The following is a 12,653-nucleotide window of genomic DNA, read 5'->3' on the forward strand; positions in this document are numbered from 1 at the left end:
ATTTCTATGAGCACCGACGCATTGCGCTACCAGAGCGGCTTCGGCAACGAATACGCCACCGAGGCCGTGGCCGGCGCCCTGCCGCAGGGCCGCAACAGCCCGCAGCGTGCGCCCCTCGATCTCTATCCCGAGCTGCTCTCGGGGACCGCCTTCACCGCGCCACGCCACGAGAACCGCCGAAGCTGGCTGTATCGGCGCCAGCCCTCGGTGGTCTCGGGGCGCTACGAGGCCTACGCGCAGCCGGGCTGGCAGACCGGCGCCGACCGCAGCCTCGCGCTCGCACCCGAGCCGATGCGCTGGCACCCGATTCCCTTCAGCGGCGCCGAGGCCGATTTCGTCGACGGCATGCACACCCTGGTCGCCAATGGCGACGCCGAGGCGCAGTGCGGCCTGGCCGCGCATGTCTACCTCGCGAGCAAGTCGATGACGCGCCGCGCCTTCGTCAATGCCGACGGCGAGCTGCTGGTCGTGCCGCAGCAGGGCCGGCTGGTGATCACCACCGAGATGGGCGTGCTCGAGGTGAAGCCCGGCGAGATCGCGCTGCTGCCGCGCGGCGTGGTGTTCAAGGTCGCGCTGCCGGATTCGGGCCAGGGTGCCGCGCGCGGCTACGTCTGCGAGAACTACGGCGCCCAGTTCCGCCTGCCCGAGCTGGGCCCGATCGGCTCCAACGGCCTGGCCAACCCGCGCGACTTCCAAGCGCCCGTGGCGGCCTTCGAGACTGAAGCCGGCGGCTACGAGCTGGTCAAGAAGTCGGGCGGCCGTCTGTGGCGCGCGCCCATGAAGCAGTCGCCCTTCAACGTGGTCGCCTGGCACGGCAACCTCGCGCCCGTGAAGTACGACACCGCGAACTTCATGACCATCGGCTCGATCAGCTTCGACCATCCGGACCCGTCGATCTTCACCGTGCTGACCTCGCCCTCCGACACGCCCGGCACCGCCAACTGCGACTTCGTGATCTTCCCACCGCGCTGGCTGGTGATGGAGGACACCTTCCGTCCGCCCTGGTACCACCGCAACCTCATGAGCGAGTTCATGGGCCTGGTCTACGGCGAATACGACGCCAAGCCCGGCGGCTTCAAGCCCGGCGGTGCCAGCCTGCACAACGCCATGGTGCCGCACGGCCCCGACCAGGAGGCCTTCGAAAAAGCCAGCGGCGCCGACCTCAAGCCGCAGAAGCTGGACAACACGCTGGCCTTCATGTTCGAAAGCCGCTACCGCTTCATTCCCACCGCCTGGGCCCTGCAGAGCCCGGCGCTCGACACCGACTATGCCGACTGCTGGGCCGGCCTGCAGGACAAGTTCAAGCCATGACCACACCGAACGCCACCCACGACCCCCAGCTGCGCAGCTGGGTCGCGTCGGCCAACCAGGCCGGCTGCGACTTCCCGATCCAGAACCTGCCTTTCGGCCGCTACCGGCCCGCCGGCAGCGGCGAACCCTTCCGCATCGGCGTCGCGATCGGCGACCAGGTGCTGGACCTGAAGGCCACCGGCCTGGTCCACACCGACGACATGAACGTGCTGATGTCGAAAAGCCCGGCGGAGCGCCAGGCCTTGCGGGCCGCCATCTCCGCCGGCCTCGCCGAAGGCAGCGGCCAGGCGGCGGCGTGGGCCAAGGCGGTCGTGGCCCAGTCGGCGGTCGAGATGACGGTGCCCTGCCGCATCGGCGACTACACCGACTTCTACACCGGCATCCACCACGCCCGCACCGTGGGCAGCCTGTTCCGCCCGGACGCGCCGCTGCTGCCCAACTACCAGTGGGTGCCCATCGGCTACCACGGCCGCGCCTCCTCCATCGGTGTGAGCGGCCAGCGCTTCCGGCGGCCGCAGGGCCAGACCAAGGCGGCCGATGCCGCGGCGCCGAGCTTCGGTCCCTCGAAGCGGCTCGACTACGAGCTTGAACTCGGCTTCTTCGTGGCGCAGGGCAATGCGCTGGGCGAGCCGATCGCCGTCGCCGAGGCCGAGGCGCACCTGTTCGGCGTCACCCTGCTGAACGATTGGTCCGCGCGCGACATCCAGGCCTGGGAGTACCAGCCGCTGGGCCCTTTCCTGTCGAAGAACTTCGCCACCACCCTGTCGCCCTGGATCGTGACCGCGGAGGCGCTCGCCCCCTTCCGCGCGCCCTTCGAGCGCCCGGCCGGCGATCCCCAGCCGCTGCCCTACCTGGATGCGCCAGGGAACCGCGAGCGGGGCGCGCTCGACATCGTGCTGGAGACCTGGCTCCAGACCGCCAGCATGCGCGAAGCCGGCGAGGCGCCCGTGCGTCTCACGCACGGCAACGCCCGCGAGGCCGCCTACTGGACGCCGGCGCAGCTCATCGCACATCACACCGTGAACGGCTGCAACCTGCAGCCCGGCGACCTGCTCGGTTCGGGCACGCTCTCGGGCCCGAAGCCCGCAGAGGCCGGCTCGCTGCTCGAGCTCACCCTGAGCGGCAAGCAGCCGCTCACGCTGCCCAACGGCGAGCGCCGCAGCTTCCTCGAGGACGGCGACACGCTGATCCTGCGCGGCTACTGCGAGCGCGAAGGGGCAGTGCGCATCGGGCTGGGGGAGGTCAGCGGAACGGTCGAGCCGGCGCGCGGCTGAGCTCAGGCCCCGCGCGCCCGGCCTCCGGCGCCAAGGCGGGGCGCCCTCCTACGCGCATCCCCCTGCCCGCTGCCCATACTGGGGCGCTCGGTTTTTGGGGAGCTTCCAGTGAATGTGCTCATCGTCGACGACAACAAGCCCGCAGCCGACCTGCTGCGCGAACTGCTGACGCTGGAGGACCATGAGGTGCAATGCAGCTATTGCGCGCGGGAGGCGATGGACGCCGCCGCTGCCACCGCCTTCGATGCGGCGCTGGTCGACCTGGTCCTGCCCGATTTCTCGGGCGCCGAACTGGCGCGGCGCATGCGCGCCAGCGCGGGCGGCAAGTCCATGCTCCTGGTGGCCGTGTCCGGCTACGGCAAGGAAGATTCCGGCGACGCTGCGGCGCCGGGCCTGTTCGACCATCATCTGCAAAAGCCCATCGACTTCGAGGCGCTCGACCGCATCCTGGCGACCTCCATCGCCCGATAGGGCCCGCTACGAGGCGTTGACGGTGGGCCGCCGCTCGCCGGCGCCGCCGGGCGCCTGCTGCCGCGACCATTGCCGGATGCAGGCCAGCAGCAGCTGCGGATCCGCGGGCTTGACGAAATGGTGGTCGAAGCCCGCCTCCATGGCGGCCTGGCGATCCTCGCTCTGCCCATAGCCGGTCAGCGCGATCAGCAAGGCGCCGGCCAGCAGGGGCTGGGCGCGCATCCGGCGGGCCACCTCGTAGCCGTCCAGCAGCGGCAAGCCGATGTCCAGCACCACGACAACGGCGCGGTGAGTGGTCGCGGCGCTGAGCGCCTGCTCGCCGTCATGGGCCGTGCAGACCGCGTGACCTTCCAGTTCGAGCATCGCGGCAATGCCGGTCGCCGCATCGTGGTTGTCGTCGACGACCAGGATGCGCAGCGCTTCGCGCCAGGGCGCCATCGCGGTCTCCTGCGGCAGCGCCTGCCCCGTGGCCGGCGCCACCCTGCCGACGCGCGGCAGCCGCAGCCGGAACTCGGACCCTCGGTCCGGGCCTTCGCTGAAGGCCTCGATCCGGCCGCCGTGCATCTCGGTCAGCCGCCGCGCCAGCGTCAGCCCGACGCCCAGTCCGCCCTGCGCGCGGTCGAGCCCGCGCTCGCCCTGCTCGAAGAGGTCGAAGATGCGCGGCAGCAGCGCGGCATCGATGCCGATGCCGTGGTCGCGCACCGAGAGCACGGCTTCGTCCTCCTCCAGCCAGCAGAGCAGCTCGATGCCGGTGCCCTCGGGGCTGTACTTGGCGGCGTTGTGCAGCAGATTGGCGATGACCTGCGTGAGCCGGGCCACGTCGCCGAGCAGCCACGCCGGCTGCTGCGGCACCACCACCTTCAAGGCCTGACGGCGGCCGTCGACGAAGGGCTGCACCGTCTCCACGCTCTGGGCGATCACGGCGTTGAGGTCGAGGGTTTCGTGCTTCAGCACGATCTTGCCCTGGCTGATGCGCGCCACGTCCAGCAGCTCCTCGATCAGGCGCGTGAGCTGCTTGAGCTGCCGCTCGGCGATGTCCAGCGCCCACGCGACCTTGGGGTGCGGCGCGGCCACGCGGCGGATCACCTGCACCGCGGTCTGGATGGGCGCCAGCGGGTTGCGCAGCTCGTGCGACATCATGGCCAGGAACTCGTCCTTGCGCCGGTTGGTGCGCTGCAGCTCCTCCTGCGCGGCCTGCCGCTCGAGCATCTCCCGCTGAAGCACGAGGTAGAGGCGCGCGTTCTCGAAGGCGGTCGCGGCCCGCGCGGCCAGCTCCTCGAGCAGGCCCGCATCGGCCGCGCCGCTCTCGCCCACGTCGCTGCAGGCGATGAGCACCGCGCCCAGGACGCGCTCGCCGAAGACCAGCGGCACCGCTTGCGCCCGGCGCAGCGGCGGGAAGGTCTCGCCCGCGGCCGAGAGACCGAAGGCGGCGGGGGTGAGCACGGCCAGCGCCTCGGGGTCGAGCCGGACCGGCTGCCGCGTGTGCGCCGCGTCGTGCAGCGCGCCGCGCACCTGCTCGTGCAGGCGGGCCTCGCGCCCGGTCGACAGCTGCAGCGCCGCGCCGCCGGCCTGCCCGCTGGCGGCCAGCATCTCGCCCGCGCCGAGGTCGGCATCGCACAGCAGCACCACGGCCAGCGTCGCCAGCTCGGGCACCAACAGCCCGGCCAGCGCGTTCATCGCGACGGTGATCTGCAGCGAGCCGCTGAGCATGCGGCTGGCGTGGGCCAGGAAGGCCGAGCGCCGGTCGTTCGCCTCGGCGACGCGGCGCGCCGCCTGCGCCGCCATCACCGCCGCGCGGGCATCGGCCTGGCGGCGGACCTGACGCCGCATCTGGTAGAGCGCGACGAAGACCGCGACCTTGCTGCGCAGGATCTCCGGCACCACCGGCGACAGGATGTAGTCCACCGCGCCCAGCGAGTAGCCGCGCGCTGTCTGCATCTCGTCGGCATAGGAGGTGATGAAGATGATCGGCGTGTGCCTGCAGCGCCGGTGCTGGCGGATCAGCGTGGCGGTCTCGAAGCCGTCGATGCCGGGCATGTTGACGTCCAGCAGGATGACCGCGAACTCGCGCTGCAGGATCTCGCGCAGCGCATCGGCGCCCGAGCGCACCAGCACCAGGTTCTGGCCCAGCTCCTCGAGCACGGTGCGGAACACCAGCAGCTTCTCGGGCAGGTCGTCGACCACCAGGATGTCGGCCTTCTCCGCGTCGGCCGCGCCGTCGGGGTCTGGCTCGGGCTCGTCGGGCGGCAGGGGGAGGTCGTCTACTTGCACAGCCATCCCCGCAGGACCATCAGCAGGTAGGCGGTGTCGACCGGCTTCGACAGATAGTCCCAGGCGCCGGCCTCGATGCATTTCTCGCGGTCGCCCTTCATGGCCTTGGCCGTCACCGCCACCAGCGGCAGCTGCTTGCCGCGCGGCAGCCGGCGCAGCTCGCGCATGGTCTGCATGCCGTCCATCTCCGGCATCATGATGTCCATCAGCACGATGTCGATGGTGTCGTCCTGCTGCACCAGGCGGATCGCATCGCGGCCGTTCTCCGCCGACACGATGAGCATGCCCTGTGCGTCCAGTACCGCCGCGAGCGCGAAGATGTTGCGCATGTCGTCATCGACGATCAGCACCTTCCTGCCCGCCAGCGAGCCGGAGGCCTGGTGCATCGCCTCGACCGAGCGGCGTTCGGCCTCCGACATCCTGGCCATGCCGCGATGCAGGCAGAAGGCGGTGGCGTCGATCAGCGCGTCCAGCGACTCGGTGACCCGCAGCACGGCGCCGCCCGGGCCGCGCTCCCAGCCGGGCAGCGGGCCGTCGGGCCCATAGAGCAGCACCGGCAGCTGCCGCGTGAACGGGGGACGGCCCTCCACGAACTCGGCCACGTCGCGCCGGCCGAGGCCGGCCACGCGGCCATCGGTGGCGAGGGCGTCGATGTCGCTGCGCGCCAGCGCGCCGCGCACCGCATCGGCGCTCTCCGCGATCACGATCTCGACCTGCTCGGCCGGCAAGACCTCGAGATAACGGTCGCGCAGGTCCGAGGGCGGCATCGCGACCAGCAGCTTGCGCTTCGGCGCCTCCACGAAGCGATGCAGGTCGCCCAGGGCGGCATCCACCTCGTCGATCGATTGCAGCGGCTTGGCCAGGAAGCCGATGGCGCCCGAGGCCAGGGCCCGCTCGCGCGAGTCGTCGGTCGAGACCACGCAGATCGGGATGTGCCGCGTCGCCAGGTCGGCCTTCAGGCGTTCCAGGATGCGCCAGCCTTCCATGTCGGGCAGGAAGATGTCCAGGGTGATGAGCATCGGCCGGTGGTCGCGCGCCAGCGCCAGGGCGCCCGCGCCGCTGGCGCTCACCAGGCCCTTGAAGCCGGCGCGGCGCGCCGCCTGCAGCAGCATCCTGGCAAAGCCGAGGTCGTTCTCCACGACCAGCAGCACCTTCTCGCCCGGCAGGATGCTGTCGCGGTCGTCGTCGGCGATGTTGAGCGAGGACAGCAGCTCGGCCGTGGCCTCGGCCTCGGCCGGCGGCGCGGCCACCGGCTCGGCGCCCGGGGACACGCGTCGCGCCGGCTGGCGCGCTTCGGCACCGGATTCGGCGGGCTGGCCCGGCCCGGCCGCGGCCGGGCGGCCCAGGCGGGCGCTGCGCGGCGAGTTGTAGCTTTGCGGCAGGTACAGCGTGAAGGTGCTGCCCTGCGCCGGCGCACTCACCAGCCGGATCTCGCCGCCCAGCAGCCGCGCCAGTTCGCGGCTGATCGCCAGGCCCAGGCCGGTGCCGCCGTACTTGCGGGAGGTCGAGCCGTCCGCCTGCTGGAAGGCTTCGAACACGATCTGCTGCTTGTCGGCGGAGATGCCGATGCCGGTGTCGGTGACCGAGAAGGCCATCACCCGGCCGGCGCGGTTGAGGCTTTCGTTGTCGGCCGACCAGCCGCTGTCCACCGCGGAGACCGCCATGGCCACCGACCCCTGATGCGTGAACTTGAAGGCGTTCGACAGCAGGTTCTTGATGATCTGCTGCAGCCGCTTGACGTCGGTCACGATGGTCTCGGGCAGCGGCCCCGCGGCGCGGATGTCGAAGCCCACGTGCTTGGCCTCGGCCACATGGCGGAAGCTGCGCTCCACCGAGCGCTGCAGGTCGTCGAGCCGGAGCTCGCTGAGCTCCACTGCCACCGTGCCCGACTCGATCTTGGAGAGGTCCAGGATGTCGTTGATCAGCATCAGCAGGTCGTTGCCCGAGAGGTGGATGGTCTTGGCGAACTCCACCTGCCGCGCCGTGAGATTGCCGTCGCTGTTCTTGCACAGCTGGTCCGACAGGATCAGCAGGCTGTTGAGCGGCGTGCGCAGCTCGTGCGACATGTTGGCCAGGAACTCGGACTTGTACTTGGAGGTGAGCGCGAGCTGCTCGGCCTTTTCCTCCAGGGCCTGGCGGGCCTGCTCCACCTCCTGGTTCTTGCGCTCGACCTCCTGGTTCTGGTGCACCAGCAGGCGCGCCTTCTCCTGCAGCGCCTCGTTGGTCTGCTGCAGCTCCTGCTGCCGGCTCTGCAGTTCTTCGGCCAGCGACTGCGACTGGGTCAGCAGGTCCTCGGTGCGCATGTTGGCCGAGATGGTGTTGATCACGATGCCGATGGACTCGGTCAACTGGTCCAGGAAGGCCTGGTGCGAGGGGTTGAAGCGCTCCAGCGAGGCCAGCTCCAGCACGCCGCGCACCTCGCCCTCGAAGATCACCGGCAGCACGATGACGTCCATGGCCGCGCCCTCGGACAGGCCGGTCGCGATGCGGAAGGCCGTGCTCGGCACGTTGGTCAGCAGGATCTTGCTTTTCTCGACCGCGCACTGGCCGACCAGCCCCTGACCCAGCTCGATCTCTTTGCCGTGCGCATGCTGGCCGCCGGAGGCGTAGCTGGCGAAGAGCTTCAGCCGCGGGGTGCTGCCGGTGGTGGTCAGCAGGTAGAACTCGGCCTGCTGCGCGCCCACCACCGGCGCCAGCTCGGACAGGATCAGCTGGCCCACGGTGAGCAGGTCCTTCTGGCCCTGCAGCATGCGGCTGAACTTCGCGAGGTTGGTCTTGAGCCAGTCCTGCTCGGTGTTCTTCTGCGTGGTGTCCTTCAGGTTGCGGATCATCTCGTTGATCGTGTCCTTCAGGGCCGCGACCTCGCCGCGCGCCTCCACCGTGATGGAGCGCGTCAGGTCGCCCTGCGTCACGGCGGTCGCCACCTCCGCGATGGCGCGCACCTGCGTGGTCAGGTTGGCGGCGAGCTGGTTCACGTTCTCGGTCAGGCCCTTCCAGGTGCCGGCGGCGCCGGGCACCTTGGCCTGGCCGCCCAGCTTGCCTTCCACGCCCACCTCGCGCGCCACCGTCGTCACCTGGTCGGCGAAGGTGGCCAGGGTGTCGGTCATGCTGTTGATGGTCTCGGCCAGGGCGGCGATCTCGCCCTTGGCCTCCACCGTCAGCTTCTGCTGCAGGTCGCCGTTGGCCACGGCGGTCACCACCTTGGCGATGCCGCGCACCTGGCCGGTCAGGTTGCCGGCCATGAAGTTGACGTTGTCGGTCAGGTCCTTCCAGGTGCCCGAGACGTCGCGCACCTGGGCCTGGCCGCCCAGCCTGCCCTCGGTGCCCACTTCGCGCGCCACGCGCGTCACTTCGGCGGCAAAGGAGGAGAGCTGGTCCACCATGGTGTTGATGGTGGCCTTGAGCTCCAGGATCTCGCCCTTCACGTCCACCGTGATCTTCTTCGACAGGTTGCCGGCCGCCACCGCCTTGGTCACGTCGGCGATGTTGCGCACCTGGCTGGTGAGGTTCGACGCCATCAGGTTCACCGAGTCGGTGAGGTCCTTCCAGGTGCCGGCCACGCCCTGCACCTCGGCCTGGCCGCCCAGCTTGCCCTCGGTGCCGACCTCGCGCGCCACCCGCGTTACCTCGGCGGCGAAGGAGTTGAGCTGGTCGACCATGGTGTTGACGGTGTTCTTCAGCTCGAGGATCTCGCCCTTCACGTCCACCGTGATCTTCTTGGAGAGGTCGCCCGCCGCCACCGCCTTGGTCACGTCGGCGATGTTGCGCACCTGCGAGGTCAGGTTGCCGGCCATGGAGTTGACCGAGTCGGTCAGGTCCTTCCAGGTGCCAGCCACGCCCTGCACGTCGGCCTGGCCGCCCAGCTTGCCTTCGGTGCCCACCTCGCGCGCCACGCGCGTCACCTCGGCGGCGAAGGAGCGCAGCTGGTCCACCATCGTGTTGATGGTGGCCTTGAGCTCCAGGATCTCGCCTTTCACGTCCACCGTGATCTTCTTGGAGAGGTCGCCCGCCGCCACCGCCTTGGTCACGTCGGCGATGTTGCGCACCTGGCTGGTCAGGTTGCCGGCCATGAAGTTGACCGACTCGGTCAAGTCCTTCCAGGTGCCGGCCACGCCCTGCACGTCGGCCTGGCCGCCCAGCTTGCCCTCGGTGCCCACTTCACGCGCCACCCGCGTCACCTCGGCAGCGAAGGAAGAGAGCTGGTCCACCATGGTGTTGATGGTGTTCTTCAGCTCCGAGATCTCGCCCTTCACGTCCACCGTGATCTTCTTGGAGAGGTCGCCCGCCGCCACCGCGGTCGTCACCTCCGCGATGTTGCGCACCTGCGAGGTCAGGTTGCCGGCCATGAAGTTGACCGACTCGGTCAAATCTTTCCAGGTGCCGGCCACGCCCTGCACGTCGGCCTGGCCGCCCAGCTTGCCCTCGGTGCCCACCTCGCGCGCCACCCGCGTCACCTCGGCGGCGAAGGAGCGCAGCTGGTCCACCATCGTGTTGACGGTGTTCTTCAGTTCGAGGATCTCGCCCTTCACGTCCACCGTGATCTTCTTGGAGAGGTCGCCCGCCGCCACCGCCTTGGTCACGTCGGCGATGTTGCGCACCTGGCTGGTCAGGTTGCCGGCCATGAAGTTGACCGACTCGGTCAAGTCCTTCCAGGTGCCGGCCACGCCCTGCACGTCGGCTTGGCCGCCCAGCTTGCCCTCGGTGCCCACCTCGCGCGCCACCCGCGTCACCTCGGCGGCGAAGGAGTTGAGCTGGTCGACCATGGTGTTGACGGTGTTCTTCAGCTCCAGGATCTCGCCCTTCACGTCCACCGTGATCTTCTTGGAAAGGTCGCCCGCCGCCACCGCCTTGGTCACGTCGGCGATGTTGCGCACCTGCGAGGTCAGGTTGCCGGCCATGGAGTTCACGGAATCGGTCAAGTCCTTCCAGGTGCCCGAGACGCCTTCGACCCGCGCCTGCCCGCCCAGCGAGCCCTCGGTGCCCACCTCGCGCGCCACCCGCGTCACCTCGGAGGCGAAGGAGCGCAGCTGGTCGACCATGGTGTTGATCGTGTTGCGCAGCGTCAGGAACTCGCCCTTCACGTCCACATCGATCTTCTTCGACAGGTCGCCCTTGGCCACGGCGGTGGTCACATCGGCGATGTTGCGCACCTGGTCGGTCAGGTTGCCGGCCATGGAGTTGACGGAGTCCGTCAGGTCCTTCCAGGTGCCGGCCACGCCCTTGACCTTGGCCTGCCCGCCCAGCTTGCCTTCCGTGCCGACCTCGCGCGCCACCCGCGTCACCTCGGCCGAGAAGTCGCCCAGCTGCTCGACCATCTTGTTGATGGTCCTGGCCGTCCGCAGGAACTCGCCTTCCAGCCGGCGCCCGTCGACCTCCAGTGCCATGCTCTTGGACAGGTCGCCCTGGGCCACGGCGCCGATCACGCGGGCGACCTCCGTGGTGGGATGGACCAGGTCGTCGATCAGCGCGTTGACGCACTCGACCGACTCGCCCCAGAAGCCCCGCGTCTCGGGCAGCACGGCGCGCTGCTTGAGCTTGCCCTCCTTGCCCACCACCTGGCGCAGCCGCACCAGCTCGGCGGCCAGCGCCGCGTTCTGCTCGACCACGTCGTTGAAGACGTCGGCCACCTTGCCCGACAGGCCGGTCCAGTGCACGGGCAGGCGGACCTTGGCGTCGCCCTTGCGCAGGCGCGTCAGCGCGTCCAGCAGGATGGCCATCTCCTCCAGCGACCCCGTCGCGATGGATTTGTCCAGCACGTTCATCTCTCGCCTCCGGTTGTTATCGGTATGGGGTCGCTGCGGTGCGGCCGAGCAGGGCTCGCCGGGGCAGTGTATCGACCGCCGTCCCGAAACGGCGTCAGACGAGACGTACAAGATCCCCCCGCCGGCGGCGCGGGAGGCGGCGCGTCAGACGCCGGAGGCGGCCCGCGAGGCCTCGAGGTGCGCCTTGGCCCGCGCTGCCAGCGACTTGGCCTCTTCCGTGCCGGGGACGTAGGGCGCCACCGGCAGCGGGCGCCCGTGCGAGTCGACCGACACGAAGACGATCAGGCACTCGGCGGTCTTCTGCATCTCGCCGCCCTTCATGTCTCCGCTGCGCACCTCGACCGCGATGTTGATGCTGCTGTTGCCGGTGTACGCGAGCTTCGCCTCGACCTCGACCAGGTCGCCGATCATGATCGGGTGATGGAAGCGGATGCTGCCGATGAAGACGGTCACGCAGTAGCGCTTGGACCAGCTGGTCGCGCAGGCGTAGCCGGCCTCGTCGATCCACTTCATGACGGTGCCGCCGTGGACCTTGCCGCCGAAGTTGACTGTGCTGGGTTCGGCGAGGAAGCGCAGGGTGATGGAGCTCATGAGACGGCCTGGAGGTTGGAGATGGGGGGGTGGGGAAAGGCCCGCGGCGATGGATTATGCGGCGCCCGCGGCCGCCTCCTTGCCGCCGAACAGGCCCGCCACCGTGCGCCGCAGCCAGGCGTTGCCGGGGTCGGCGTGGAAGCGCTCGTGCCAGTGCTGCTTGACCGCGTAGGGCGGCAGCGCGAAGGGCGGCTCCAGCAGCTTCACCGGTTCCTGCGTGACCAGCACCTCGCCCAGGATGCGCGGCACGATCACGATCAGCTCGGTGTGGGCCACGATGCGCGCCACGCTCAGGAAGCTGGACAGCGCCACCACCACCTCGCGCTTCAGGCCCAGCCGCGCGATGGTCTTGTCCACGATCGCGTGGCCGGTGCCGGACGACGAGATCACCGCATGCGCCTCGGCCTCGAAGCGCTTGCGGGTGAGCCGCTCGCCGATGCGCGGATGGTTGCGCGCCGCCAGGCAGACGAAGTTCTGCATGAAGAGCGTCTGCTGGTAGAAGCCCGCGTCCAGCTGCGGCATGAAGCCCACCGCCAGGTCCACCTCGCCGTCGGCCAGACGCCGGCCGCTGTCGGTCGAGATGATCTCGGTCTCGATGTGCACGCCCGGCGCGTTGCGTCGCAGGTGGTCGAGCAGGCCCGGCAGCAGTACCACCTCGCTGATGTCCGTCATGCAGATGCGGAAGTTCCGCTGCGCATGGGCCGGGTCGAAGCCGCTGCGGCTGCCGCGCGCCTGCTCGATCTGCGAGAGGGCCTCCCGCACGTGCGGGAGCATGCGCTGGGCATAGGGCGTGGGCTGCATGCCCTGCGCGGTGCGGGCGAACAGCCGGTCGTCGAAATGCGCGCGCAGCTTGTTGAGCATGGTGCTGGCGGCGGCCTGTGCCAGGCCAAGGCGGTCCGCAGCCTTCGAGACGCTGCCGGTCTTGTAGATCTCGTCGAACACGGCGAGCCATTCGAGGTCGAGCTTGGCCACG

7 protein-coding genes are annotated in these 12,653 nt (G+C 69.9%); 3 read left to right on the forward strand and 4 right to left on the reverse strand.

Annotated features, from left to right (window positions below; all coding sequences use genetic code 11):
- The first annotated feature begins 6 nt into the window (after positions 1 to 6).
- From hmgA to J2739_RS03010, 3 genes are all read left to right on the forward strand, one after another.
- Complete coding sequence (gene hmgA / locus J2739_RS03000; protein WP_309898366.1) at positions 7 to 1,311, forward strand: homogentisate 1,2-dioxygenase; 1,305 nt, start codon at positions 7 to 9, stop codon at positions 1,309 to 1,311.
- On the forward strand, positions 1,308 to 2,585 hold the full coding sequence (fahA, locus tag J2739_RS03005) for a fumarylacetoacetase (RefSeq protein WP_309898368.1): 1,278 nt from the start codon (positions 1,308 to 1,310) through the stop codon (positions 2,583 to 2,585). The genes hmgA and fahA overlap by 4 nt, the downstream gene beginning before the upstream one ends.
- Positions 2,586 to 2,693: 108 nt before the next feature.
- Complete coding sequence (locus J2739_RS03010; protein ID WP_309898370.1) at positions 2,694 to 3,056, forward strand: response regulator; 363 nt, start codon at positions 2,694 to 2,696, stop codon at positions 3,054 to 3,056.
- A 6-nt stretch (positions 3,057 to 3,062) separates the two neighbouring features.
- On the opposite strand, the gene J2739_RS03015 is transcribed toward J2739_RS03010, so the two are convergent.
- From J2739_RS03015 to J2739_RS03030, 4 genes are all read right to left on the reverse strand, one after another.
- On the reverse strand, positions 3,063 to 5,333 hold the full coding sequence (locus J2739_RS03015; RefSeq protein WP_309898372.1) for a response regulator: 2,271 nt from the start codon (positions 5,331 to 5,333) through the stop codon (positions 3,063 to 3,065).
- Positions 5,318 to 11,089 carry a HAMP domain-containing protein gene (locus J2739_RS03020; protein WP_309898373.1) on the reverse strand — a complete coding sequence of 1,924 codons (5,772 nt, stop codon included), beginning with the start codon at positions 11,087 to 11,089 and terminating at the stop codon, positions 5,318 to 5,320. Before J2739_RS03020 ends, J2739_RS03015 begins: the two co-directional genes overlap by 16 nt.
- Before the next feature lie 144 nt (positions 11,090 to 11,233).
- Positions 11,234 to 11,680, reverse strand: a complete 447-nt coding sequence (locus J2739_RS03025) for an acyl-CoA thioesterase (RefSeq protein WP_309898375.1) — start codon at positions 11,678 to 11,680, stop codon at positions 11,234 to 11,236.
- A 54-nt stretch (positions 11,681 to 11,734) separates the two neighbouring features.
- Positions 11,735 to 12,652, reverse strand: coding sequence for a LysR family transcriptional regulator (locus J2739_RS03030; protein ID WP_309898377.1), 918 nt, complete (start codon positions 12,650 to 12,652; stop codon positions 11,735 to 11,737).
- Position 12,653 lies beyond the last annotated feature (1 nt).

Source organism: Variovorax soli, from assembly GCF_031454625.1.
Classification (GTDB): Bacteria; Pseudomonadota; Gammaproteobacteria; order Burkholderiales; family Burkholderiaceae_C; genus Variovorax; species Variovorax soli_A.

Bases quoted from the DNA above. Each gene is read 5' to 3' on its own strand.
- hmgA (WP_309898366.1), top strand. From the start codon at position 7: ATGAGCACCGACGCATTGCGCTACCAGAGCGGCTTCGGCAACGAATAC.
- fahA (WP_309898368.1), top strand. From the start codon at position 1,308: ATGACCACACCGAACGCCACCCACGACCCCCAGCTGCGCAGCTGGGTC.
- J2739_RS03015 (WP_309898372.1), bottom strand. From the start codon at position 5,333: ATGGCTGTGCAAGTAGACGACCTCCCCCTGCCGCCCGACGAGCCCGAG.
- J2739_RS03020 (WP_309898373.1), bottom strand. From the start codon at position 11,089: ATGAACGTGCTGGACAAATCCATCGCGACGGGGTCGCTGGAGGAGATG.
- J2739_RS03025 (WP_309898375.1), bottom strand. From the start codon at position 11,680: ATGAGCTCCATCACCCTGCGCTTCCTCGCCGAACCCAGCACAGTCAAC.